General features: G+C 72.3%; 22 protein-coding genes and 1 pseudogene. 7 read left to right on the forward strand and 16 right to left on the reverse strand.

Annotated features, from left to right (window positions below):
• Positions 1–57: 57 nt before the first annotated feature.
• The 3 genes and pseudogenes from purS to ASH01_RS04845 form a co-directional block, all read right to left on the reverse strand.
• Positions 58–306: pseudogene (gene purS / locus ASH01_RS04835) on the reverse strand (phosphoribosylformylglycinamidine synthase subunit PurS); the annotation flags it as partial.
• Positions 307–400: 94 nt separating this feature from the next.
• On the reverse strand, positions 401–1,030 hold the full coding sequence (locus tag ASH01_RS04840) for a hypothetical protein (RefSeq protein ID WP_056772723.1): 630 nt from the start codon (positions 1,028–1,030) through the stop codon (positions 401–403).
• A 129-nt stretch (positions 1,031–1,159) separates the two neighbouring features.
• On the reverse strand, positions 1,160–1,729 hold the full coding sequence (locus ASH01_RS04845; protein WP_056771974.1) for a GNAT family N-acetyltransferase: 570 nt from the start codon (positions 1,727–1,729) through the stop codon (positions 1,160–1,162).
• Between the two features lie 120 nt (positions 1,730–1,849).
• On the opposite strand from ASH01_RS04845, the gene ASH01_RS04850 reads away from it, so the two are divergent.
• The gene (locus ASH01_RS04850; RefSeq protein WP_056771977.1) at positions 1,850–3,610 is read left to right on the forward strand and encodes an HNH endonuclease; all 1,761 of its coding nucleotides are present in this window, start codon (positions 1,850–1,852) and stop codon (positions 3,608–3,610) included.
• A gap of 4 nt (positions 3,611–3,614) precedes the next feature.
• Here ASH01_RS04850 and ASH01_RS04855 read toward each other — a convergent pair whose 3' ends face one another.
• Genes ASH01_RS04855 through purD form a run of 4 tightly spaced genes read right to left on the reverse strand, consistent with a single transcriptional unit; the run spans position 3,615 to position 7,014 of the window.
• On the reverse strand, positions 3,615–4,079 hold the full coding sequence (locus ASH01_RS04855) for a GNAT family N-acetyltransferase (protein ID WP_156415419.1): 465 nt from the start codon (positions 4,077–4,079) through the stop codon (positions 3,615–3,617).
• A 23-nt stretch (positions 4,080–4,102) separates the two neighbouring features.
• Positions 4,103–5,008 carry a phosphoribosylaminoimidazolesuccinocarboxamide synthase gene (locus ASH01_RS04860; RefSeq protein WP_056771980.1) on the reverse strand — a complete coding sequence of 302 codons (906 nt, stop codon included), beginning with the start codon at positions 5,006–5,008 and terminating at the stop codon, positions 4,103–4,105.
• Positions 5,009–5,064: 56 nt separating this feature from the next.
• A complete protein-coding gene (locus ASH01_RS04865; RefSeq protein ID WP_235509526.1) occupies positions 5,065–5,700 on the reverse strand; it encodes an RNA polymerase sigma factor in 636 nt (211 codons plus the stop codon).
• A gap of 36 nt (positions 5,701–5,736) precedes the next feature.
• Positions 5,737–7,014, reverse strand: a complete 1,278-nt coding sequence (gene purD, locus ASH01_RS04870; protein WP_056772728.1) for a phosphoribosylamine--glycine ligase — start codon at positions 7,012–7,014, stop codon at positions 5,737–5,739.
• Here purD and ASH01_RS22370 point away from each other — a divergent pair.
• Entirely contained in the window at positions 6,929–7,429 is a 501-nt protein-coding gene (locus ASH01_RS22370) for a mycothiol transferase (protein ID WP_082619432.1), read from the forward strand. The two genes, purD and ASH01_RS22370, sit on opposite strands and share 86 nt — an antisense overlap.
• Before the next feature lie 9 nt (positions 7,430–7,438).
• Here the strand turns inward: ASH01_RS22370 and ASH01_RS04880 are convergent, their stop codons facing one another.
• Positions 7,439–8,071 carry a GNAT family N-acetyltransferase gene (locus ASH01_RS04880; RefSeq protein ID WP_056771986.1) on the reverse strand — a complete coding sequence of 211 codons (633 nt, stop codon included), beginning with the start codon at positions 8,069–8,071 and terminating at the stop codon, positions 7,439–7,441.
• Between the two features lie 59 nt (positions 8,072–8,130).
• Between ASH01_RS04880 and ASH01_RS04885 the strand changes: the two genes are divergently transcribed.
• Both ASH01_RS04885 and ASH01_RS04890 read left to right on the forward strand, forming a co-directional pair.
• Positions 8,131–10,449: a HelD family protein gene (locus ASH01_RS04885; RefSeq protein WP_235509527.1), complete on the forward strand. Its 2,319-nt coding sequence runs from the start codon at positions 8,131–8,133 to the stop codon at positions 10,447–10,449.
• A 581-nt stretch (positions 10,450–11,030) separates the two neighbouring features.
• Positions 11,031–12,608 carry a M4 family metallopeptidase gene (locus ASH01_RS04890; protein WP_056771991.1) on the forward strand — a complete coding sequence of 526 codons (1,578 nt, stop codon included), beginning with the start codon at positions 11,031–11,033 and terminating at the stop codon, positions 12,606–12,608.
• Between the two features lie 65 nt (positions 12,609–12,673).
• On the opposite strand, the gene lysS is transcribed toward ASH01_RS04890, so the two are convergent.
• From lysS to ASH01_RS04925, 7 genes are all read right to left on the reverse strand, one after another.
• Positions 12,674–14,461 carry a lysine--tRNA ligase gene (gene lysS / locus ASH01_RS04895; protein WP_056771994.1) on the reverse strand — a complete coding sequence of 596 codons (1,788 nt, stop codon included), beginning with the start codon at positions 14,459–14,461 and terminating at the stop codon, positions 12,674–12,676.
• Positions 14,462–14,520: 59 nt separating this feature from the next.
• Entirely contained in the window at positions 14,521–15,831 is a 1,311-nt protein-coding gene (locus tag ASH01_RS04900) for an adenylosuccinate synthase (RefSeq protein WP_056771996.1), read from the reverse strand.
• A 268-nt stretch (positions 15,832–16,099) separates the two neighbouring features.
• Positions 16,100–16,903 (reverse strand): Cof-type HAD-IIB family hydrolase, encoded by an 804-nt coding sequence (locus ASH01_RS04905; protein ID WP_056771999.1) that lies wholly within the window; start codon positions 16,901–16,903, stop codon positions 16,100–16,102.
• Positions 16,904–16,928: 25 nt separating this feature from the next.
• Positions 16,929–17,336 carry a DUF3151 domain-containing protein gene (locus tag ASH01_RS04910; RefSeq protein WP_056751827.1) on the reverse strand — a complete coding sequence of 136 codons (408 nt, stop codon included), beginning with the start codon at positions 17,334–17,336 and terminating at the stop codon, positions 16,929–16,931.
• Positions 17,333–18,361: a class II fructose-bisphosphate aldolase gene (gene fbaA / locus ASH01_RS04915; protein WP_056772002.1), complete on the reverse strand. Its 1,029-nt coding sequence runs from the start codon at positions 18,359–18,361 to the stop codon at positions 17,333–17,335. The genes ASH01_RS04910 and fbaA overlap by 4 nt, the downstream gene beginning before the upstream one ends.
• 102 nt (positions 18,362–18,463) lie before the next feature.
• Positions 18,464–19,252: a hypothetical protein gene (locus ASH01_RS04920; RefSeq protein WP_156415423.1), complete on the reverse strand. Its 789-nt coding sequence runs from the start codon at positions 19,250–19,252 to the stop codon at positions 18,464–18,466.
• 13 nt (positions 19,253–19,265) lie between these two features.
• The gene (locus tag ASH01_RS04925) at positions 19,266–20,111 is read right to left on the reverse strand and encodes a GNAT family N-acetyltransferase (protein WP_156415425.1); all 846 of its coding nucleotides are present in this window, start codon (positions 20,109–20,111) and stop codon (positions 19,266–19,268) included.
• Positions 20,112–20,140: 29 nt separating this feature from the next.
• Between ASH01_RS04925 and ASH01_RS04930 the strand changes: the two genes are divergently transcribed.
• Complete coding sequence (locus tag ASH01_RS04930; RefSeq protein WP_056772009.1) at positions 20,141–21,553, forward strand: NAD(P)/FAD-dependent oxidoreductase; 1,413 nt, start codon at positions 20,141–20,143, stop codon at positions 21,551–21,553.
• 15 nt (positions 21,554–21,568) lie between these two features.
• On the opposite strand, the gene ASH01_RS04935 is transcribed toward ASH01_RS04930, so the two are convergent.
• On the reverse strand, positions 21,569–22,696 hold the full coding sequence (locus ASH01_RS04935; RefSeq protein ID WP_056772012.1) for a M24 family metallopeptidase: 1,128 nt from the start codon (positions 22,694–22,696) through the stop codon (positions 21,569–21,571).
• A 79-nt stretch (positions 22,697–22,775) separates the two neighbouring features.
• On the opposite strand from ASH01_RS04935, the gene ASH01_RS04940 reads away from it, so the two are divergent.
• Positions 22,776–24,164 carry a sensor histidine kinase gene (locus tag ASH01_RS04940; RefSeq protein ID WP_056772015.1) on the forward strand — a complete coding sequence of 463 codons (1,389 nt, stop codon included), beginning with the start codon at positions 22,776–22,778 and terminating at the stop codon, positions 24,162–24,164.
• On the forward strand, positions 24,161–24,865 hold the full coding sequence (locus tag ASH01_RS04945) for a response regulator transcription factor (protein WP_056772019.1): 705 nt from the start codon (positions 24,161–24,163) through the stop codon (positions 24,863–24,865). The genes ASH01_RS04940 and ASH01_RS04945 overlap by 4 nt, the downstream gene beginning before the upstream one ends.

Raw genomic sequence — 24,865 nt, forward strand, 5'->3', positions numbered from 1 at the left:
GTCGGCGTCCTCTGCGGGAGCGTCGGCCTCGTCGGCAGCGCTCTCGTCCGCCGCGCTCTCGTCGAGCACGTGCACGGAGACGACGTCCTCGATGACCGGGTTGGACAGCAGGGTCTCGGCGGCCTCACGGGCCGCGGCGAGGTGCTCGTCCGTGACGTCACCGTCGACGGTGAGCACGAAGCGCTTGCCCTGACGGACGTCGGTGAATCCGTTGAACCCGAGCCGCGGCAGGGCGCCACCGACGGCCTGCCCCTGGGGGTCGAGGATCTCGGGCTTGAGCATGACGTCGACGACGATGCTTCCCATCAGTGGTGCTTCTCCCTGCGCTGGATGGGGGATGGAGGCGTCCCGAGGGACGGCCAGAGTCTATCGGGCGCCGTGCGGGCCCCCGGACAGCGTCTCAGCGCGACTGCAGGGCGTCGAGCGCGACGGCCATCGCCATGCCGACGCGCCAGTCGATGGGCTTGCCGTCGGCGAGCGCCGGGAGGGTCACGTGGTAGACGTCCTTGACGCCGGCCTTCTTCGTCGAGCTGAGCGCGACCGACCCGTCCTGGGCGGCGAAGTCGAAGTGGAAGAGGAAGGGCACGGGGATGTCGCCGACGACGGGGACGATGTCCCAGAGCCGGCGCACGACTGCGACCTTGGCGTTGCGCTCCTTGCCGACGAACTCGCGTCCGTCGGGGAGGCCGAGCGTCCACGTCGAGTTCACGAGCGAGGCCTTGAACTGCTTCTTGAACCAGCCGATCGGCTGGCCCTGGCTGTCGGTGACGTCGTATCCGGAGCTCAGGTCGATGCGCTTGCGGGCCTTGAACCCGAAGAGCGGGTGGGTCTTGGCCGAGTCGGTGTAGAAGGTCACCTGCTCCTTGGCGGCCATCCGCTTCTGCTCGGCGAAGCACAGCAGACCGAGCTCCTTGCCGAACTCGTCCTGACGGACGATCTCGTAGCGGTTGACCATCATGGTCAGCTTCTGGCGGAGGAGGTAGCGCTCGGCAGGGGCGTCGGACGTGGCGTCGGCGACGGGCTCGGTCATGAGCCCAGCGTCCCACAGCGGCACCGCGCGACAGCGTGCGTATGCCGTCGGGCTCGGGAGGTGCCGACGCTCGCCGGGTGCCGGAAACGCATACGACAGCGGCCCTCTGGGCTGGGTGGGACGGACGGCTCAGACGGGTGCGAGCCGGGCGTGGAGGTGCATGTCGTGCCATCCGTCGGGGTGGAGCAGGGCTGACCGGCGGGTGCCCTCGAGATCGAAGCCGTTCCTGACCGCCACACGACACGACGGCTCGTTGAGGACCGAGTGCATGAGCTCGATGCGGTGGAGCCCGAGCTCGAAGAGCCAGTCGGTCATGGCGGTGAGCGCACGTCCGGCCACGCTGCGACCGCGACCCTCGGGCAGCACCCAGTAGCCGACCTCGGCGACACCTTCGTCCAGGTGCAGGACCGGGAGACCGACCCTGCCGACGACGACACCTGCTTCGACGACGGCCCACTCGGCCCCGGTCTCAGCCTGCCAGCGGTGCCACGCCCGCCCGCGGACCCACTCGAGGGCCTCCTCACGCGTCAAGGTGCGACGGTGCCAGCGCTCGATGGCCGGGTCGGCATACGCCCGGACGAGCACCTCGGCGTCGGCCTCGACGAACGGTCGCAGGCTGAGCCCCGCGCCTGCGTCGATGACCGGCTGGGGCTGACCACTGACCGCGCCGGCAGGGACGGCCACAGGAAGCGACGACATGCGCCCATCCTCGCAGGCGGCACCGACAGAGGCACCGAGGCGGGAGAAGCATTGGAGCACAAGTCAATTCGATGTGGACAAGCATTGTCGGTCGCACGATCTCCATCTAGAATGGAACACATGTTCGGACGTGCGACGGATGCAGACGTGTGGAGAGCCGACCCGCTCGGCGACTCCGTCGACACGTCCGCCGCCACGTCCGCCCTGCTGCGAGAGGTGGCAGGCCTCGACGGTCGTGACCTCGACGACGCCGACCTCATCTCGGCCATCGACGCCCTCGAGCGGGCCAAGGCCGCGTGCGCGGCGGCCCAGGCACGGTTGACGACGCGCTTCGTCGAGTCGCAGGCACGCACCGCGACGCGTCTCCGGGCGGACGCGCAGGCGTGCTCCGACGCCGGCGACTTCGACGGCTGGGTGGCGGCACGCGACCGGGCGCGCACCCTCGAGCTCGAGCCGGTGCCGTTCGAGACGCCGGGCCGTCGCCGTGGTCCGTCGCGGTCCGATCGCCGGATGACGCTGTCGCGCACCGGGGTGTCGGCGCAGGTCGGACTCGCGCGACGGGAGTCACCGTCCCGGGGCGCTCGACTGGCGAACGCGTCGGTCGCCCTCGTGAGGCACCTGCACCACACGCTGGAGGCGCTGGGCGCCGGCGTCCTCAACGAGCGTCGCGCCGAGATCGTCGTGCGCTGCACGAGCCACCTCGACCCCGAGCTCAGGACGAAGGTCGACAGCGAGGTCATCGGGGCGCACCTCGACCTGTCCGACCCCACTGCGCCGGGCGGGGTCGGCTCCTGGGGTGACCGCGAGCTCGAGCGTCGCCTCCGCGCGTGCGCCGACCGCGTCGACGCGGCGGCCGCGGTCGAGCGGTGCCGCATCGCCGAGGGCGAGCGGCGGGTCACGATCCGACCGGTCCCCGACGCCATGGCTCTGGTCACTGCCCTGCTCCCCGTGACCCAGGCCGTCGCGGTGCATGCCGCCCTGACGCGGGCCGCCCTGTCCGGCAAAGCAGCAGGCGACGAGCGCGGCAAGGGCCAGCTGATGGCCGACGCGCTCGTCGAGCTCGTCACCGGACAGTCCGTGGCCGACGACGTCCCGGTCGAGGTGCAGGTCGTCATCACCGACCGGGCGATGCTCGCCGGAGACGAGACCCCCGCCCATGTGCCCGGCTACGGCCCGGTCCCGGCCGGCTGGGTCCGCGAGCTCCTCACCCGGCATTCCGAGACGGAGACGGACGACCGTGCGCACCCCGCCACGACCGCGCTTCGCGCCGGACAGTCGCGCCCCGGACAGTCGCGCCCCGGGCAGGCCGACGCCCCGTCGGGGGTCCCGCCTGACTGCCGCGGCTCCAACGGCTCGGAACCACGCCATTCCCCGAACGAGCACACCGCCAAGATCTGGGTGCGTCGACTCTTCACCCACCCGTCCAGCGGGACCCTCGTGGCGATGGACAGCGCCCGGAGACTCTTCCCGGCAGCCCTCCGCCGTTTCGTCCTCGCGCGTGACGGCACGTGCCGCACGCCCTGGTGCGACGCGCCCATCGCGCACGCCGACCACGTCGAGTCGCACGCCGACGGCGGTCCGACGAGCGCGGCCAATGGCCAGGGCCTCTGTGTGCGCTGCAACCTCGTCAAGGAGGAGCCGGACTGGTTCTCGGAGGTGCTGCACGACGGACTCGGTCTCACCGACGCTCGCCCGCACACCCTGCGCACCACGACGCCGACCGGGCACCGCTACGGCTCGACTGCTCCCCCGCTGCTCCCGATGCCGCCACCTGCCGCTACACGGCCACGAGCGGACCGGCGGGCGCGCGACGGGCAGGCCGAGGTCATCCGGCTCGAGCTCTACCGGCGCGCCGACCTCGCGGTCGAGCTCACCGGTTGACACGTCAGAGCACGAGCTTCATCCTCGGCGCACTCGTCAGGACAAAGCCGAGCCGTTCGTAGAGCCGTCGCCCGTCGGGAGTCGCGCTGAGATCCACGCGGTCCGCATCGATCGATCGGGCCCACTCGACCACGTCGCCGACGAGGAGGGTGCCGATCCCGTGCCCGCGCTGCTCCGGCACGGTGATGACGTTGGCGAGCCGCGCCGTGCGGCCGCGAGCGCAGTGCGGGTTGGGAACCCCGAGCTCGAGCGTGCCGATCGCCGTCGCGACGATGACGCCGTCCACCTCTACGACCGGGAACCGAGCCGTGGCACCGTCATCGACGACGCGGACGAACCACTCCCGCGCCGATTGCGCCCAGCCCTCACCCAAACCGCCCTCGTCGACGACCTCGTCGCCGTACACGAGCGCCCACAGCGAGAGCAGGCGCGCGAGATCGGACTCGGTGGCCGGACGGAGACGTCCCACCGACGCGCCGGCCCGGTCGCCGGTCAGAAGGTCTCTCCGGTCAGGCGCTCGTAGGCCTCGACGTACTTCGCCCGCGTCTGGTCGACGACGTGCTGGGGCAGCTCGGGCGGAGGCCCACCCGCCTTGCGGTCCCAGCCCGACTCGGGCGAGGTCAGCCAGTCGCGGACGAACTGCTTGTCGTAGGACGGCTGCGGGTGTCCGGGCTCCCACCGCTCCGCCGGCCAGAAGCGCGACGAGTCCGGGGTCAGCACCTCGTCGGCGAGCACGAGCCCGCCCGTGCCGTCGGACGACAGGCCGAACTCGACCTTCGTGTCGGCGATGAGGATGCCGCGCTCGGCGGCGATCTCGTTGCCCCGCGCGAGGATCGCGCGCGTCAGGCGCGACACCTCGGCCGCGACCTCGGCACCGAGCTCCGCCTCGACCTCGTCGGGCGCCATCGGCAGGTCGTGCTCTCCCACGGGCGCCTTGGTCGTGGGCGTGAAGACCGGGTCGGGCAGCCGCGAGCCGTCGACGAGCCCGTCGGGCAGCACGACCCCGGAGACGGATCCCTTCTCGCGGTACTCCTCGAGCCCCCCGCCGGTCAGGTAGGCCCGCGCGATGGCCTCCACCTTGAGCATGTCGAGCCGGCGCACGAGCACCGCACGTCCTGCGACGGCGTCGGGGACCTCGGTCGAGATGACATGGTTGGGCACGAGGTCGGCGAGCTGGTCGAACCACCACAGCGACAGCCGGGTCAGCACGGCGCCCTTGTCGGGGATCTCCGGGGACATCATCCAGTCGTAGGCCGAGAGCCGGTTCGAGGCGACGAGCAGCAGCTGGTCCTCGACCACCTGGCCGTCGTCACCGACCGGCGCGTAGAGGTCACGCACCTTGCCGGAGTAGATGTGCTCGTAGCCAGGCAGGTCGATCGGTAGGTCGGTCACGCGCACAGCCTGCCACCTGCCCAACTGATCGGGCAGGGTGCGCTCGGGGGGAACGGGCAGGTTCACGACAGTGCCTCCTTGAGGGCATGGATCTCGATCACGGTGGACAGGCTCTGACGGGCCCGGTGGAGACGGGACTTCACGGTCCCCTCGGAGACACCGAGCGCGCCGGCCGCCTCGGCGATGGAGCAGTGCGACCAGACGACCAGCTCGATCGCCTCGCGCTGGACCTGCGGGATGAGCCTCAGGGCTCGGCGCACCTCGCTCATCTGCAGCTCGTCGTCGACCCGCTCCGCCGTCGATCCGGCGTGGTCGGGCGAGACGGCACCACCGGATTCGGCCTCGATGCGCCCGTGCAGCAACCGCTGCCGCCGCGCCGTACGTGCGACGTTGGCGCACTCCTGCCCCGCCATGACGAGCAGCACGGCCCGCGCCGTCTCGGACCGCAGCGCGTCCACGGTGCCGGCACGAGCCCGTCGCCAGACGGCGGTGAAGGTCGCCTGCACCACGTCCTCGGCGGCCGCCCAGGACGCCGTGCGCCGGAACGCGAAGTTGTAGACGGCGTCGCAGTGTCGCCGGTACAGCTCGGTCAGCGCCGCATCGTCGGCTCCCGCCAGCCGCGACCACAGCACGCGGTCGTCCGCCGCCATGGCGGCAGCGGACCTCGGCTCTCCTCGGCTCGTGGTCGTGGTGCTCATGCCAAGGAGAGTCCGGCTCGGCCGGAACGGTTCGCCTCAGCCGACCGTGATCTCGCCGCGCTCGGCGCGGAGCGCGATGTCGGAGCGGTGGTGCGACCCCTCGAGCTCGATGACCGCGACGGCGTCGTATGCCGCCTGGCGCGCCTTCGACAGGGACGGCGCCACCGCGACGACGTCGAGCACACGCCCGCCTGCCGAGACGAGCGCACCCGACCCGTCGAGCGCCGTGCCTGCGTGGAGGACGACGGTGCCGGGCACCTCGGCCGCGGCGTCGAGCCCGGTGATGAGGTCGCCGGTGCGGGGTGACGCGGGGTAGTCCGAGGCGGCGATGACGACGACGACCGCGTGGTCCGACGACCAGCGCAGCCGGCCGAACTCCCCGAGCCCACCCGTGGCCGCGGCGAGGAGCAGCTGCGCGAAGGGCGTCTCGAGGCGGGCGAGCGAGGCCTGCCCGTCGGGGTCGCCGAAGCGCGCGTTGAACTCGATGACCCGCGGTCCCCGCGACGTCAGGGCCAGGCCGACGTAGAGCACCCCGACGAAGGGCGTGCCACGGCGGCGCATCTCGTCGATGGTCGGCTGGGCCACGCGCCGCACGATGTCGTCGGCGAGACCGTCGGGCGCCCAGTCGAGGGGCGAGTAGGCGCCCATGCCACCGGTGTTGGGCCCGGCGTCGTCGTCGCCGACGCGCTTGAAGTCCTGGGCGGGCGCGAGCGCGACGACGGTCTCGCCGTCGCTGATGCAGAAGACCGACACCTCGGGCCCGTCGAGGAACTCCTCGACGACGAGCCGACCGTCGGGCTTGGCGAGGCAGGCTCGCGCGTGCTCGACGGCCACCTCACGCGAGTCGGTGACGACGACGCCCTTGCCGGCGGCGAGACCGTCGTCCTTGACGACGTGCGGTGCGCCGAGCGCGTCGAGGGCGGCCTCGACCTCGTCCATCGTCGTGCAGACGTGGGCCAGGGCGGTCGGCACGTCGGCCGCGGCCATGACCTCCTTGGCGAAGGACTTGCTGCCCTCGAGACGGGCGGCCTCCGCAGAGGGCCCGAAGACGGCGAACCCGGCCGCACGGCATACGTCGGCGACGCCCGCGACGAGCGGGGCCTCGGGTCCAACGACGACGAGGTCGACGTCGTGCTCACGGGCCAGCGCGGCGACGGCAGCGCCGTCGAGGATGTCGACGGGGACGCACAGCGCGGTCGCGTCGATGCCCGGGTTCCCCGGCGCGGCGATGACCGCGTCGACCTCGGGGTCGGCAGCGACAGCCTTGACGAGAGCGTGTTCACGGGCGCCGGAGCCGAGGACGAGAACCTTCACGGCGCCCACCCTATTGGCTCACCGGGCCGGCCCTGCCACGCTATCTCGATGCCCGACACCCATCCGGCACCGGACCTCCTCGGACTCGTCCAGCACCTCGCCCACGTCGAGTTCGGATACCGACCTCTACCGCGCGGCCTGGCGGCACGGCGAGGGCACCATCGCCCTCGGTCTCGACACCAAGGGTCGCGTGCCGCACTGGCCGGAGGAGCGCGCCCATGTCGACGTCCGCTTCGTGCTCGGTCACCTCGTCGCCGAGACCGCACGGCACGCGGGGCACGCCGACATCCTGCGTGAGCAGCTCGACGGGGCGGTCGGACGCTTCCGCGACCGCGACAACATGCCCGGGGTCGACGCCGCCTGGTGGGCCGCCTACCTCACGCGCGTCCAGGCCGCCGCAGACGCGCACCGCTGAGGCCGCCCCTCAGCCGAGCCGCTCGAGCAGTCCGGCCCGCACCCGGGGCCACTCGTCGACGAGGATCGAGTGGACCGCCGAGTCGCGCCACGAGCCGTCGGCCCGCCTCACGTCGCGCCGCGTGATCCCCTCGAACGTCGCGCCGAGCTTGAGAATGGCGGCCCGCGAGCGCGCGTTGACGACGTCGGTCTGGATCTTGACCCGCCCGAAGCCGCACGTCTCGAACGCGTGCGCGAGCAGCAGGAACTTCGCCTCCGGGTTGACCTGCGTGCCCCACCAGCGCGAGCCGTACATCGTCCAGCCGAGGTGCACGTGCTCGCGGTCGGTGTCGACGTCGCCGAGCGAGCTCGACCCGACGACGGTGCCCGCCGGGCCGAGGTCGCCGTCGGCGACGAGCCTGATCGTGTATGCCGTCCGGCCCGTCCCGTGGGCACCGCGCGCCGCGACGGCGGCCGCCACGAGGGCCTCGGTCTCGGCCACCGACGTGTGCGGTCGCATCATCACGAAGCCCTGCTCGTAGCACCGCGGGTCGGAGTAGACGGCGAACAGTCCGGGGGCGTCGTCGGGGGTCGTGACGTCGAGGCGGACGAAGCGGCCGACGAGCGGCGCGCCGGTGGGCGGGACACAGACCTCGATGGGCATGAACTGACAGTAGACTTGATGGTTCCCGCGCCACCCGGCGCGTCCCTCAGAGTCCTTGGATGTCAGTGAGCACTTCGAACGCATCGTCCCAGCGGACCAGCGCGCCCGGATCGCGGGGCGCCTCGCCGGTGTCGACCAAGAGCATCCCCGACGAGCTCGCGCGCGAGATCGCGGTCGAGCAGGCCCACGTCGACCGCGTCCACGAGGAGCTGGAGAAGGCCGGCGTGCGCGCCGACAGCGTCCAGGCCGAGGGCCTGGCTCGCAGCCACTTCGGCCGTCAGGTCGAGGTCGGCGACGCGGAGGGCGCGGCCCTTTTCGAGCGCGACGCGCTGATGTTCCACGCCGCCAAGCGACGCACCGCCCTCGACACGCAGTACGAAGGCCTCGTCTTCGGGCGCCTCGACATCGACCACGCGATGCTTCGTGCCGCAGCAGTCGAGTCCAACGGCAACGGCCACCGCCCCGCCGACGGCAGCTCGGGCGGGGACCGCGAGATCCGCTACATCGGCCGCCTCGGCGTCCGCGACGACGACTACGAGCCGCTCGTCATCGACTGGCGCGCCCCGGCCGCCTCTGCCTTCTACCGCGCGACCCCGACGCAGCCGATGGGCGTCCTGCGCCGCCGCGTCCTACGCAGCCGCGGCACCGTCGTCATCGGCATCGAGGACGACCTCATGGTCCCCGAGGCTCCCGACGACCTCGTCATCGTCGGTGACGGTGCACTCATGGCCGCCCTGACCCGCAGCCGCGGCGAGCGGATGCGCGACATCGTCGCCACGATCCAGGCCCACCAGGACGAGGCGATCCGGGCCAGCGCCCGCGGCATCACCGAGATCACGGGTGGCCCGGGCACCGGCAAGACCGTCGTCGCGCTGCACCGCGCGGCCTACCTGCTCTACTCCGACCGCCGCCGCTTCGAGTCCGGCGGCATCCTCGTCGTCGGCCCGTCCGGCGCCTACACCGCCTACATCGAGCGTGTGCTCCCCTCGCTCGGCGAGGACAGCGTCATCCTGCGCGCCCTCGGCGACGTCCTCGACGTCGTGCACACCGAGCGGTTCGACGCGCCGGCCGTCGCGCGCACCAAGGGCTCGACCCGCATCCGGCCCCTGCTCGGCGCCGCCGCCCGTGGCCGCGTGCCGGGCACGCCGACCGAGTTCCGCGCCATGGTCGCGGGCCGCCCGGTCCGCCTCGAGATGCGCGAGCTCGACCGCGTGCGCGCCCAGGTGCTGCGCCAGCACCAGCGCAACACGGGCACGGCCGCCGCCCAGGACGCCCTCGGCGAGGCCGCCTGGACCTCCCTCGGCATCACGGGCGACCGGGAGGCCAAGGAGGAGTTCCTCGACAAGTGGGAGGACCACCTCGACGTCGAGGCGTTCATGCAGGTCTGGTGGCCGCAGGTCGACCCCCGCGAGGTTCTCCTGTGGCTCGGCGACCCCGAGCTCGTGCGCCGGCACGCCCGCGGCACCCTGCGCGACGACGAGATCGAGCCCCTGGCCGCCTCGTTCCGGCTCGCGCTCGAGACCGGCACGTGGTCGGTGGCCGACGTCGCGCTCGTCGACGACATCGCCGCCCGCGTCGGCCCGGTCCAGGAGGCCCCCAAGGAGGAGCGCGGCTTCTACGAGATCGAGGAGCTCGAGGACCTCAGCCAGTACGGCGTCACCGAGGTGCAGCCCGTCGTCAGCGCGGCGCGCGACGCCGGTGCCCCGCGTGTGCTCACCGACCCGCGCGACAAGCTCCTCGCCGGCCGCATCGGCAAGCCCGACGAGTACGCCCACGTCCTCGTCGACGAGGCCCAGGACCTCTCGCCCATGCAGTGGCGGATGATCGGCCGTCGCGGTCGGTATGCGTCGTGGACCGTCGTCGGAGACGCCGCCCAGGCGTCGTGGCCCGACGCCGCCGAGGCCGCCGCCGCGCGCGAGGAGGCCTTCGGGTCGCAGGTGCGCCAGCAGTTCCACATGGACACCAACTACCGCAACGCGCGCGAGATCTTCGACTACGCCGCCGAGGTCGTGCGCCGCGAGGTGCCGGACGCAGACATCCCCCAGGCCGTCCGCGAGACGGGCATCGACCCCGTGGAGGGCGTCCTCGGACCGGACGCCCTGGCCTCGGTCCGTGCCGCCGTCGAGTCGCTGCTCGAGCAGGTCGAGGGGGCCATCGCCGTCATCACCCCGGCCGTGCACGCCACCCTTCTCGAGCCGGTGGCCCAGCTCGGTGAGGGACGCGTCCAGGTCATCGACCCGATGTCGACGAAGGGCCTCGAGTACGACGCCACCGTCGTCGTCGACCCCGACGAGATCACCCGCGAGTCGCCCGGCGGGATCCGGGTGCTCTACGTCGCCCTGACCCGTGCGGCGCACCGGATGACGATCCTGGCCTGACCCGCGCGGAGCGGTGGCGGTCCTCGCCCTCCGGCCTCCCGGACGAACCGACGTGATCGGTTCGTCCTGATGTCGGGGCCGTTCGGCGCAGACTTCGCCGTCTCGACGTTGCCCTGTCGTCCAATGTGGACCGGCAGCCTCGCCCGGGCGCAGGAAGGCTCGTTCCGGCCAGTTTTCTTTAGGTAAAGACTTGTTCAAGGATTCTGCGAACCGTCGACTGTGCCTCCACCCGGGGGGATGATTGCTTCAACGTCAAGGCGCGCGAACCTACCCTCCCCGCCGCCTCCTCCCCCCTGAGGCCCTTGGCGTTCGGCGAAGTCCCGCCCCCAATGTGGACGACGCACCGGGCGAGGGACGAGATGCAACCCCCCTGCATCTCGCCCCTCGCCCGCTTCCATGCCCGGGCCGTCCCACCCGCTTCCTGAGAGAAGTCTGGGAACAGCCATCGGTCCGGTTCATTTCTTGTTCAAGCACCGGCAAACATTGACCCTGCCCTCTGGCGTCGCGCCCTCAAACCGACAAATGTGGCGGAACGGTCATCCGACCGCCCTCGGGGGCACCTCGGTAGCCAGGAGTACGCCTTGAAGAAGAGCTTCATCACGACGTCGGTCGCCACCGCAGCGATCGCCGCCACCGCCCTTGCGACGATCGCCACGAGCGGCGCACAGGCAGCCACCCGGTCCGCCTCGGGAGCCGGCCTCGACCGGGCCGTCGCCGCGGCCAGGGCCCACGGTTCGGCCTTCGGCCTCGACCGGGACCAGGGCCTCACGTCCCGCAGCGTGGCCACCGACAAGGACGGCACCACGCACGTCCGCTTCGACCGCACGTTCAAGGGCCTGCCCGTCGTCGGTGGCGACCTCGTCGTCCACACCGACGAGGCGGGCGCCTGGAAGGGGGTCAACGCCGCGTCCACGTCGGTCCGGGTCGCGTCCACGACCCCCACCGTCGCCCCGGCCACGGCGGCCGCCACGGCTGCTCGCACCGTCGACTACACCGTGAGCGCATCGAAGCCGACCCTGGCCGTCTACGCGATGAGCGGCCCCGCCCGCCTCGTGTGGAAGACCCAGGTCGACGGTGTCGGCGCCCACGGTGAGCCGGCCGGCACGGTCGTCTTCGTCGACGCGCGCTCCGGCGCCGTCGTCGACCACTGGGCGACGGAGGTCAACGACGCCGGCACGGGCAACAGCCTCTACCTCGGCACCGTGACACTCCAGACCACCGCGTCGGGCGGCCAGTGGCAGATGATCGACGCGACCCGCGGCGGGGCCCGCACCGAGGACGGCAACAACGGGTCGACGACCTCGACGACGGGCACCCTCTTCACCGACGCCGACAACGTCTGGGGCACCGCCGGCTCCACCACGAACCGGCAGACCGCCGCCGTCGACGCGGACTTCGGCGTCGGCGCGACGTGGGACTTCTACAAGAACACGTTCGGCCGCAACGGCATCAAGAACGACGGCAAGGGCGCCCGCAGCCTCGTCCACGTCGGCACGAACTGGGTCAACGCATCGTGGAGCGACACGTGCTTCTGCTTGCGCTACGGCGACGGTGACGGCGCCAGCTACGGCCCGCTCGTCTCGCTCGACGTGGCCGGCCACGAGATGACGCACGGCGTCACCTCGGCGACGGCGGGGCTGACCTACGCTCGCGAGTCCGGCGGCCTCAACGAGTCGACCTCGGACGTCATGGGCACCATGGTCGAGTTCACCGCGAACACGAGCGGCGACCCGGGCGACTACCTCATCGGTGAGCGCTTCGCGAAGAACGGCGCGGGCCCGCTGCGCTACATGGACAAGCCGAGCAAGGACGGCGCGTCCGCGGACTGCTGGAGCAAGCGGGTCGGCACTCTCGACGTGCACTACTCGTCGGGCGTCGGCAACCACCTGTTCTACCTGCTCTCCGAGGGCAGCGGCGCCAAGACGATCAACGGCGTCAGCTACAACAGCCCGACCTGCAACGGCGGCGCGGTGACCGGCATCGGTCACGACGCAGCGGCTGCGATCTGGTACCGCGCCCTGACGACGTACTGGACCTCGTCGACGAACTACGCCAGTGCCCGCGCCGGCATGCTCTCGGCCGCCACCGACCTCTACGGCGCCGGCAGCGCCCAGTACGCCGCCACCGCCACCGCCTGGTCGGCCGTCGGCGTCAACTGACGCGCACGCCTCTCTGAGTCGAAAGAGCAGCTCGCCCAGCTCGGGCGAGCTGCTCTTTCGCTGCCTCAGTGGCCGACGAGGCTGCGGACCCGGTCGGCGCCCACGGCCAGCAGCAGCGTCGGCAGGCGGGGGCCGGTGTCCTTCGACACGAGCAGCCGGTAGACGAGCACGAAGAAGGCGCGCTGGGCGGCCGACAGCTCGGGGTCCTTGACCTTGGCCTCCGGGTCGATGCCGCGCTGGATCTTCGGCACGCCGTAGACGAGGTGGGTCAGGCCGTCGAGCGACCAGTGCCCGTCCAGACCCTCGGCGAGCAGGCGCAGCGACTCCTGCTGCTGCTCGTCGAGGCTGCCGAGCAGCTCGGCGTCCGGCTCGGTGCGCACGATGGTGCGGTCCTCGGCGGGCACGTAGCCGAGCATCCAGCGCTCGGCGCAGTCGAGCCGGGGCCGCAGGTCGTCGGTGGAGGCCACGGGGTTGTCGGGCTCGAGCTCGCTGAGGATGCGGACGGCCTGCTCCTCGTCACCCTGCGTCACGTCGATGACCGACGCGATGGTGCGGAAGGACATCGGTCGCGGCGTCGAGGGCAGCGGACCCGCGGCCGTCGACGTGGCGCGCAGGTGCGCGGCGAGGTCGCCTGCCTGGGCCGAGCCGTCGGCGACCTTGCGGCCCAAGGCATCCCACTCGTCGTAGAGGCGCTGGAGCTCCGGACCGAAGGCGACGTCGAAGCTCTGGTTGGGCCGGCGCCGAGCGTAGAGCCAGCGCAGCACGGGCGCCTCCATGACCTCGAGCGCGTCGGTGGGGATCGGCACGCCGCCCTTGCTCGAGCTCATCTTGGCCATCCCGGCGATGCCGACGAAGGCGTACATCGGCCCGACGGGCCGCTCCCAGCCGAAGATCGGCGCGAGGTCCTTGCCGACGACGAAGCTGCTGCCCGGGCTCTGGTGGTCGACCCCCGACGGCTCGAACATCACGTGCTCGTGCCCCCAGCGCATCGGCCAGTCGACCTTCCACACGAGCTTGCCGTTCGTGAAGGTGTCGAGGTCGACGGTCTCGGTGTGCCCGCACTTCGTGCAGTCGTAGGTCAGCTCGTGGCTGTCGTCGTCGTAGGCCGTGACGGTCGTGAAGTCGGTGCCGCACGAGGAGCAGAAGGGCTTGAACGGGTAGTAGCCGGCCTTGCCCTCGCTGCCGTCGTCCTCGGACGCCGCGCCGGAGCCGCGCTCGGCCTCGGTCGCCGCGGCGGCCTGCTCCTCGGTGAGCTTCGCCGCCTTGCTGCCGCCACCACCGCCGCCGCCCTTGCCCTTGCCAGTGGACTTCTGGCGCGCCGCCTCGACGGCCTCGAGCGTGCGGTACTGGTCGAGCACCTTGTCGATGGCGAAGCGCTCACGCATCGCGAGCAGCACCTGGTCGCGGTAGACGCCCGCGCGGTACTGCTCGGTCTGGCAGATCTGGCGCACCTCGATGCCCGTGGCCACCATGGCCTCGAGGAGTGGCGCCTTGAAGTGGTCGGCCCAGCTCGCGTGAGCGGAGCCCGCGGGCGCCGGGACCGAGGTCAGCGGCATACCGAGGTACTGCTCCCACGAGTCGTCCACTCCCGCAAGGTTCTTCGGCACGCGGCGGAAGCGGTCGAAGTCGTCCCAGCTGAGGATGTGCTCGCAGTCGATCCCCCGCCGCTTGATCTCGTCGGCGACGAGGTGCGGCGTGATGAGCTCGCGGAAGTTGCCGAGGTGGATCGGTCCGGACGGGCTGATGCCCGACGCGCAGACGATCGTCTCGCCGGGGTGGCGCTCCTGCGCCTCGGCGATCACGTCGTCGGCCAGACGCGTGACCCAGTCGAGCGGGGTGACCTCTTCAGTCATGGGTTTCCTTCAGTTACAGAGGCTTTCGTATGCCGTGTGCGTGCGACCGCGCGACCGCGTCAGTTCGCGACGGCCGGCTTGAGCGGGAAGCGCTCGATGATCTCGTCGCGGCCCGGGCCGACACCGATCGCCGAGACGCGGGCGCCGATGAGCTCCTCGACGCGCAGCACGTAGGCCTGGGCGTTGGCGGGCAGGTCCTCGAAGCTGCGGCAGCCGGTGATGTCCTCCCACCAGCCGTCGAGCTCCTCGTAGACCGGCGTCGCGTGGTGGAAGTCGGTCTGGTTGACCGGCATCTCGTCATGGCGCACGCCGCCGACGTCGTAGGCGACGCAGACCGGGACCTTCTCGAGGCCGGTGAGGACGTCGAGCTTGGTGATGACGAAGTCGGTGACGCCGTTGATGCGGGTCGCGTAGCGGCCGACCACGGTGTCCATCCAGCCGCAGCGGCGCGGGCGTCCGGTCGTCGTGCCGTACTCGGCGCCCGTCTTGCGGAGGAACTCGCCGCTGTCGTCGTGCAGCTCGGTCGGGAAGGGACCCTCGCCGACGCGGGTCGTGTAGGCCTTGAGGATCGCGATGACCGAGTCGATCCGGGTCGGAGGCACGCCGGAGCCGGTGCACGCGCCGGCCGACACGGCGTTGCTCGACGTGACGTAGGGGTAGGTGCCGTGGTCGACGTCGAGCAGGGTCGCCTGCCCCGCCTCGAAGAGCACCGTGTCGCCGCGGTCGAGCGCCTGGGTCAGCACGAGGCTCGTGTCGGCGACCATGGGAGCGAGGCGGGCGGCATACGACAGCAGCTCCTCGACGACGTCGTCGACGGCGGAGGCGCGGGTGTTGTAGATCTTCGCGAGCACCTGGTTCTTCAGCTCGAGGGCGGCCTCGACCTTCTGGCGCAGGATGCCCTCGTCGTAGAGGTCCTGGATGCGGATGCCGACGCGGTTCATCTTGTCGGCGTAGGTCGGGCCGATGCCGCGGCCGGTGGTGCCGATGCGGCGCTTGCCGAGGAAGCGCTCGGTCACCTTGTCGATGGTGCGGTTGTAGCTCGGGATGACGTGCGCGTTGGCGCTGACGAGCAGCTTGCTCGTGTCGACGCCGCGCGCCTCGAGACCGTCGAGCTCCTCGAAGAGGACGCCGAGGTCGATGACGACGCCGTTGCCGATGACCGGCACGCAGTTGGGGCTGAGGATGCCGGAGGGCAGCAGGTGCAGCGCGTACTTCTCGCGCTTGCCGTCCTTCTCGATGACGACGGTGTGGCCGGCGTTGTTGCCGCCGTTGAACTTGACGACGTAGTCGACGCTGCTGCCCAGCAGGTCGGTCGCCTTGCCCTTGCCCTCGTCACCCCACTGCGCTCCGACGAGCACGATTGCCGGCATCGGTCTGCCTTCCGGTTGTGGTCCAAGCCAACCGCAAGGTTATCGGTTCGAGACCCGTGCCCCGGACGCGGCTTCTCCGCCCCGGCCGAGTTGGGGTGGCGGATCGGGCCACCCGACCCCGATTCCTCCGCCCCGGCGGAGAAAGGTGAGGCGGATCGGGCCACCCGGCCCCGATTGCTCCGCCCCGGCGGAGTTGTGGCGACGATCGCCTCGCCACCCAGCGTGCAGCGCGCAAGCGACGGGCCGATCCGGTCCAGCTGCGCACCGGTCAGTGCGAGGCGAGCCAGTCCTCGAGGTAGGCGGCGACGCCGTCCTCGCGGTGGTGGCCCGTGACGACCGTGGCCGCGTCGAGGGCCGGGTCGACGGCGTTGGCGACGGCGACCGCGGTGCCCGCCACGGCGAAGGCCGAGACGTCGTTGTGGTTGTCGCCGAAGAAGACCGTGTCGGAGACGTCGACGCCGAGCTCGTCGGCGAGGGCGCGGAGCCCGTCACCCTTGGAGCAGGCGGCGTTGGCGATCTCGAGGTAGGTCGCCTTGGAGCGGTAGGTCACGAGGCCGGCTCGACCCGTGAGCGCCGCCTCCAGCTCGTCGACGAGCGCCGGGACGCCCATCGCCATGACCTTGTGCGGCGGCTGCACGTCGACGCGACCGCTCGACACGTAGTCGTGCGCCGACTCCGGGCTCGGGTCGACGGCGGTGATCGTCGCCTCGCGCTCGGTCCACTCGTCGGGACCCCAGGCGTACCAGTCGTCCCCGGCGAAGAAGCTCGCGTGGAGCGCGAGCCGCTCGCACACGGCATACGTGGCCCTCGCGTCGGCGGGCGTGATCGCGACGTCGGTGACGACCGAGCGGTCGGCACGCAGCACGAGCCCGCCGTTGTACGCGATGAGCGGGGTGGGCTCGACGCCGCAGAGACGCTCGAGACCCTCGAGGGACGCGGGCATGCGCGAGCTGCAGAGCACGAACGTGTGGCCGGCCTCCCGCACCGCCCGGATGGCGGCCACGGTGCGGGAGGACAGCGTGCGTCGGTGGTCGAGCAGCGTGCCGTCGACGTCGGAGCAGAAGAGCGTCATGCGGTGCAGTGGCCGAGCAGGCCGGTCAGAGACCGAGCTCGCGCGCCGCCTCGGCCGAGCTGTCGCGCAGGAACTGCGTGCAGCGGGCCTCCTCGTCGCTCTCGCCGATGGCGCGCGCCGCCCGGGCGAGGGCCGCGAGGGCACGCAGGAACCCGCGGTTGGGCTCGTGCGACCACGGCACCGGACCCTGGCCGCGCCAGCCGGACTTGCGCAGCGAGTCGAGCGCCCGGTGGTAGCCGGTGCGGGCGTACGCGTACGCCTCGACGTCGCGGTCACCGTCGGCGAGCGCGTCCTCGGCGAGGACGGCCCACGCGAGCGAGCTCGCGGGGTATGTCGCCGCCACCTGCACCGGGTCGACCCCGGCGTCGAGCTTCTCGGCGGCCGGGTCGACGGCGAGCCGGGTCTCGGGGATGCCGAGCAGGTTGTCGCTCACTGGTGCGTGCCCGCCGAGCGCAGCGCGTCACAGGCCTCGACGACGCGCTTGGCCATGGCCTCCTCGGCCGACTTGCCCCAGGCGCGGGGGTCGTACTGCTTCTTGTTGCCGACCTCGCCGTCGATCTTGAGCACGCCGGCGTAGTTGCCGATCATCCAGCCGGCGATGTCGCGCGTGAAGGCGTACTGCGTGTCGGTGTCGACGTTCATCTTGATGACGCCGTTGTCGACGGCGGCCGAGATCTCCTCGGGCAGCGAGCCCGAGCCGCCGTGGAAGACGAGGTCGAAGGGGCGTGCATCGCCCGTCAGGCCGAGCTCCGTGGCGGCGGCGTGCTGGGCCTGCAGGAGGATCTCGGGACGCAGCTTGACGTTGCCCGGCTTGTAGACGCCGTGGACGTTGCCGAAGGTGAGGGCCGTCAGGTAGCGGCCGTTCTCGCCGGAGCCGAGGGCCTTGATCGTCGCGATGGCGTCCTCGGGGGTCGAGTAGAGCTTGTCGTCGATGGCCCCCTCGACGCCGTCCTCCTCGCCGCCGACGACGCCGACCTCGATCTCGAGGATGACGTTGGCGGCCTTGGCGAGGGCGAGCAGCTCCTGGGCGATCTGGAGGTTCTCGTCGAGCGGCACGGCCGAGCCGTCCCACATGTGCGACTGGAACCACGGCGTGCCGCCGGCCTGGACGCGCTCGGTGCTCGCCGCGAGGAGCGGGCGCACGAAGGTGTCGAGCTTGTCCTTGGGGCAGTGGTCGGTGTGCAGCGCGATGTTGACGGGGTAGTTCTTGGCCACCTCGTGCGCGTAGGCCGCGAAGGCCAGCGAGCCGCTCACCATGTTCTTGATGCTCGGGCCGGAGAGGTAGTCGGCCCCACCCGTCGAGACCTGGATGATGCCGTCGGAGCCGGCGTCGGCGAAGCCCTTGAGCGCGGCGTTCAGCGTCTGTGAGCTCGAGACGTTGATGGCGGGGTACGCGAAGGAGCCGGCCTTCGCGCGGTCGAGCATGTCGGCATACACCTCGGGGGTGGCGATGGGCATTGCTACTCCTGCTGTCTGGTGAGCGGGTTCACGATCCGCCGTGAATCCTGCCACGTATGCCGCCGCGTGCCCACGGGTGCCCACCCACCGGTGAGCGCCCGCTCAGAGAAGGCGCGCGACGAGCACTGCGAGGGCCCTCTGCTGCTCCCCCGGCTGCCACCCGCTGCCGTCGAGCGTGGCCCACACGAGGTGGGCTCCGCGGCGCAGCAGGACCACCTCGGCGGACCCGGCGCCGTACTCCGAGGGGACCGTCCCGATGCGGGCGCCGACCCCGGCCACCCGGCTCGGCGACGCCTTCGCGCAGGTCGTGAACGCGGCGTCGAGATAGGCGACGAGGCCTCCCGGGTCGCCTGCGGCGAGGTCGACGAGGCTGAAGGTGACGACCTTCGTGCCGGCCGAGCTCTCGGGCGGGGCCTGGTTGCCGGCCTGCTTGGGCATCGTCAGGAGGTAGCCCTCGACGACGCGTCGCGCCCGGCTCGCCGGGATGAACGCATCGTTGAGCAGGCCGGTCCACGGCACGAGGCCGTCGCACTGCGGTCGGGAGGGCAGCTCGCCGGGACACTGCGCCCGGTCGGCGGCGTCGGGACCCGGCACCGCCTCCTTGGGGGCGGAGAACGCGCTCGTCTCGGCGCCGGGGAAGACGGCGTCGAGGGGCACACGGCCCGTGCCGGTGAGCGGCCGCGTCGTGGTGCACCGCGGGGCGGCCTCGATGAAGGTCATCCCGGGATCGGGCTGGGCCGTCCCCGTCGTCGACGTGGCGCTGCGGACGGCGGGGTCGGCGCTCTCCGTGGTGCACGCGCCGAGGAGCGTGGTGGCCAGCGCCCCGACGGCCAGGGCGGCCAGGGCGGCCCGAGCGGCCGTGGCTGCGCGCCGCCGTGGCGCCCGCGTCACCACCGTCGCCCCGTCAGGCCCTGGGATCGAAGACGTACGGGGTCGTCGTCGCGACGCGGTGCAGGCCGAGGCGACGGAGGATCGGCTCGGAGTCGGGCGAGGCGTCGACGCGGACGTACTCCTTGCCGCGGTCGAGGCCGAGGCGGGCCCGGTGGAGCAGCGTGGCCCGGTAGAGCCCACGGCCCCGCCACTCCGGCAGCGTCGAGCCACCCCAGAGGCCGGTGAACCCGCTCGCGTCGTACTCACCACGGGCCGCGCAGAGGACCGGCCCCTCGCGGGACTCCTCGACGACGACGACGTCCATCGAGTCGGGCCGGGCGACCCACTCGGGATAGAGCGACTCGGTCACCCAGGCGTGGTCGTCGCCCCACACCGTCTCGGACATCGTGCGCATCCGGGCGAAGTCCTCGAAGCCGTCGGCAGCACGCACGACGACGCCCTCGGGCAGCGCGAGGTCCTGCGCCGCGAGTGGGCCGGCCTCGCCGAGGATCAGCGCCTCGTCGTCCTCGCGGACGAAGCCTGCAGCCTCGAGGCGCGCGCCGAGGTCGCTCGGCTCGTCGTAGTCGTAGGTCTTCCACTCGACCTTCTGGCCGCGCTGGGCGAAGAAGTCACGCACCCGGAGGACGAGACCGTCGGGGTCGTCACCGAGACCGTCCGGGCTCTCGACCATCGCGAAGTGGCCGGCCGGGTCGAGGTCGTAGTGCTTGCGCACCGGGCCGTCGAGCTCGAGCGGGCGCTCGGCCGTCCCGAGCGGGACGGGGGCGCGCGTCTGGTCGTGGAAGACCCGGAGCAGCTGCTCGGGCAGGGGCGCCGACGCCGGCGCGGCATCGCTCTGGAACGAACGGGGGTTCACAGGCACCAGCCAAGCATGGTCTGATCCGTCTCGTCATGCCTGTTTCCCCGCTCTCGCCCCGCGCCGCCACGGCTCTCGCCGACGCGCGCCCCGTCCCCTTCTGGACCGACCGTCCCGAGCGGCCCGACCCGCGGGCGCCCCTGACGGGCGCAGCGCCCCGCACCGACCTGCTCGTCGTGGGCGGCGGGTTCACCGGGCTGTGGGCCGCGATCCAGGCCAAGGAGGCCGACCCGTCGCGCGACGTCGTCGTCGTCGAGGCCGGCCGGCTGGCCGACGGCGCGTCCGGGCGCAACGGCGGCTTCATGGCGCCCTCGCTGACCCACGGCCTCGCCCAGGGCGTCGGCTGCTGGCCCGACGAGATGGAGACCCTCGACCGGCTCGCGGCCGAGAACGTCGCGGGCATCGAGAGGACACTGACGGCCTACGGCATCGACGCCGACCACCACGTGCCCGGCGAGCTGACGCTGGCCCTCACCGAGCACCAGGTCCCTTCCGTCCGCGAGTCCTTCGAGCTGCACCGCGCCCACGGCGTCCCGGTCGAGCTGCTCGACGCCGCGCAGGCGCGGGCCCGCGTCGACTCACCGCGCTACCTCGCCGGGATGTACGACCCCGAGGTCGCGCTCGTCGACCCCGCGCGCCTCGTCTGGGGGCTGGCCCGCGCGGCCGAGTCGCTCGGCGTGCGGCTCCACGAGCACACGCGTGCAACGGGATTCGAGACCGAGGGCGACGGCGTGAGGGTGACGCTCGACGACGGCTCGATCCACGCGCGACGCGTCGTCATCGGCACGAACGCGTCGCAGGGCGTGCTCAAGCGCTTCAGCGCGTGGGTGCTTCCGGTCTACGACCACGTCCTCATGACCGAGCCCCTGACGCCGGCCCACCTCGACGCCATCGGCTGGAAGGGGCGCGAGGGACTGACCGACGCGGGCAACCAGTTCCACTACTACCGAAGGACGCTCGACGACCGGGTGCTCTTCGGCGGCTACGACGCGAACTACCACTTCCCCGGACGCATCGACCCGGCGCTCGAGCAGTCGGATGCCTCGCACGGGCTGCTCGCCGACCACTTCCTCGACCTCTTCCCGCAGCTCGAGGGCATCCGTTTCACGCACCGCTGGGCCGGCGTCATCGACACGACGTCCCGTTTCACGCCGGTCTTCGGCACGGCGCTCGGCGGGCGGATGGCGTATGCCGTCGGCTACACCGGGCTGGGCGTCGCCTCGACCCGCTTCGGCGCGGCTGTCGCCCTCGATCTCGTCGACGGCAAGGACACCGAGCTGACCCGCCTCGGGATGGTGCGGCGCAAGCCGATCCCCTTCCCGCCCGAGCCGATCCGGTATGCCGCCGTGCGGGCCACGCGGTCCTCGCTCGCCGCCGAGGACCGCACCGGCCGGCGCAACCTGTGGCTCCGCGCGCTCGACCGGATCGGCGTGGGCTTCGACTCCTGACCTGCTCCGGGCTCGTCAGAGGACGACGAGGTCGGTGGGTCTCGTGTTGAAGCGCTCGACACCGTGGTCGGTCACCGCGACGATGTCCTCGATGCGCGCGCCCCAGCGGCCCGCGAGGTAGACGCCCGGCTCGATGCTGAAGGTCATGCCCGGCTCGACCGGGAGGTCGTTGCCGGCGACGATGTAGGGCTCCTCGTGGCCGTCGAGCCCGATGCCGTGGCCGGTGCGGTGGATGAAGTGCTCCGCGAGACCGGCCGCCGCGAGCACCTCGCGGGCGGCGCGGTCGATGGCCTCGCACGTCACGCCGGGACGCACGGACTCGACGGACGCCTGCTGCGCCGCCTGCAGCGCGGCATACGCCTCGGCCACGTCGGGCTCGCGGGGCGACCCGACGGCATACGTGCGCGTGCTGTCGGAGCCGTAGCCCGAGGGCAGCGGGCCGCCGATGTCGACGACGACGACGTCACCGTCCTCGATGACGCGGTCGCTGACGGAGTGGTGCGGGCTCGCGCCATTGGGTCCCGACCCGACGATGACGAATTCAGCTGTGGCGTGGCCCTCCTCGACGATCGCAGCGGCGATGTCGGCCGCCACGTCGGCCTCGGTGCGGCCCGCGCGCAGCCACTCCCCGACCCGGGCGTGCACGCGGTCGATGGCGGCGCCGGCCGCGCGCAGCTCCGCGAGCTCGGCCGCGTCCTTGCGCATCCGCAGCTCGCGGAGGACCGGGCCGGCGAGCTGCTGGTCCGCCGCCCCGGCGTCACGCAGCCGCAGCAGGTGCAGGGCCGGTGTCATGTCGGACACCGCGACGCGACCGGTCGGCACTCCGCCGAGCGCCAGGGCGTAGGGGTCCTCGCCGTCGACCCACGTGCGCACCTCGACGCCGAGCTCGCCGAGCGGCACGTGACCGAGACCGGCGTACTCGAGCGCAGGAGAGACGAAGACGGGGGCGACCGCGGCGTCGCTCGGCACGACGAGCGCCGTGAGCCGCTCGAACGACGAGCCCGCGATGCCGGTGAGGTAGCGCAGGTCGGAGCCGGGTGACACGACGGTCGCCGCGACGCCTGCATCTGCCGCGTGGTGTCGCAGCCGGTCGAGCCGGGAGCGCATCGTCGGGACGTCGAGGACGGAGGAGGTGACACCCATGCGCCCGAACCTACCGCCGCCAGGCCCTCCACCTCGAGGGGGAACCGGCACGGGCACCGGTCTGCCTAGGCTGGCCCCCATGGACGGCCGGTGGACTGCCCTCGTGGCGCGGGTGAGGGCCTACTTCGGTGTCGACACCGACTGGGAGCGGGTCCCCGACGACTCGCCGCGCCAGCGGCGTGCCGACCTCTGGGTCGCCCTCGGCTTCCTCGTCGCGGGGTCGCTCGGCGTCGAGCTGCTGCGCAGCATCGACTCACTCGGCGCGCAGCAGGACTCGTGGGTCTGGCCGCACGTCGCCGTGGCCCTCGGCACGCTCCCGCTCATCTGGCGTCACCGGTGGCCCCTGCTCGTCGCGGCCGGGCTGTCGCTGCACCTCTTCGTCTTCGGCCTGCTCATGCCGGCGGTCGCGGTGTCGATGCCGATGCAGGTCGTCTACTTCCTCGCCCTCTTCACCGGCGTCGCCTGGGCACGTGACCGGCAGGCGATGCTCGGGGTCGTCGCGGGTGTCGTGCTGCTGATGTTCGGCTGGCTCGCCTGGCAGCTCGCGGTGGGCAGCGGCGTCGAGGAGGCGATGAGCCGCGGCGACGAGCCCCTCGTCCACCAGGGCCTCTTCAGCCCGGCCGGCGCCTACGTCGTCTACACCCTGCTCATCAACGTCTTCTACTTCGGCGGCGCCATCATCGGCGGTCAGGCCGCCTGGCGCGCCGCGCTCCAGCGCGACCGGCTCGCCGCCCAGGCCCGCACCATCGACGCCCAGGCCACGAGCCTCCAGCGGCAGGCCGTGGTCGAGGAACGGCTGCGGATCGCCCGCGAGCTGCACGACGTCGTCGCCCACCACGTCTCCGTCATCGGGATCCAGGCCGCCGCCGCCCGTCGCGTGCTGCGACGCGACCCCGACGCCGCCGAGGGCGCCCTGCGGTCGGTCGAGACGTCGTCGCGGGACGCCGTGGCACAGATGCGGGGGCTGCTCGGCACGCTGCGCGCCGACGACCACGAGGGGACGTCGGACGGGTCTGGACCGGGGGGCCGCACCCGGGCGCCCGAGCCCGGGCTCGCGGACGTGACGACCCTGGCCCGTGAGGCCTCGACCCACGGCCTCGAGGTCGAGTGCCACGTCGTCGAGGACGTGCCCGGCGCGGCCGCCTCCGTCCCGGCACCACTCGGGCTCTCGCTCTACCGCACCGCGCAGGAGGCGCTCGCCAACGTGCGGCGGCACTCGACGGCCTCGTCCGCGACGGTCTTCGTCCGCGTCGACCGGCGACCCGAGCACGGCTTCGCGCACGGCTACGCCGAGGTCGAGGTGCTCGACGGCGGGCGACCGCGGTCGGGCACGTCGGGGACCGGCCTGGGTCTCCTCGGCGTCCGCGAGCGCCTGTCGACGCACGGCGGCGTGAGCGAGATCGGGCCCCGGGTCACCGGCGGCTACCGGGTCCGCGTGCGCATGCCGCTGCCCGAGGAGGCCTCGTGAGGGCACCCGTCCGCGTGCTGCTCGTCGACGACCAGCTGCTCGTCCGGTCCGGCTTCTCGCTCATCCTCTCGGTGGAGGACGACATCGAGGTCATCGGGCAGGCGAGCGACGGAGAGGAGGCCGTGCGGCTCACCCGCGAGCTGCGACCCGACGTCGTGCTCATGGACGTGCAGATGCCGGTCATGGACGGCATCGAGGCGACCCGGCGCATCGTCGCCGACGACCTGGCCAGGGTCGTCATCCTCACGACCTTCGACCGGGACGACTACGTCTTCGCCGGCCTCGCCGCCGGGGCGAGCGGCTTCCTGCTGAAGAACGCCGACGCCGACCACCTCATCGAGGCGGTGCGGGCCGTCTCGGGGGGCCACGCCCTGCTCGCCCCCGAGGTGACGCGGCGCGTCATCGAGCAGATGACGAACGGGCCGGTCGTCGACGCCCAGGCCGCCCCCCGGCGGGACGACCGCGACCCGCGGCTCGACGACCTGACGCCGCGCGAGCTCGAGGTGCTCGGTCTCGTCGGTCGAGGCCTCTCCAACGCCGAGATCGCCGCCCGGCTCTTCGTCGGTGAGGCGACGGTCAAGACGCACCTGTCCAACGTCTTCGCCAAGCTGCACCTGCGCGACCGCGTGCAGGCGGTCGTGCTGGCCTACGAGGCAGGTCTCATCCTCCGGGGGGACCCCGAGGATCAGCCGAACGGCTGA

The organism is Terrabacter sp. Soil811 (assembly GCF_001429655.1).
Lineage (GTDB): Bacteria > Actinomycetota > Actinomycetes > Actinomycetales > Dermatophilaceae > Terrabacter.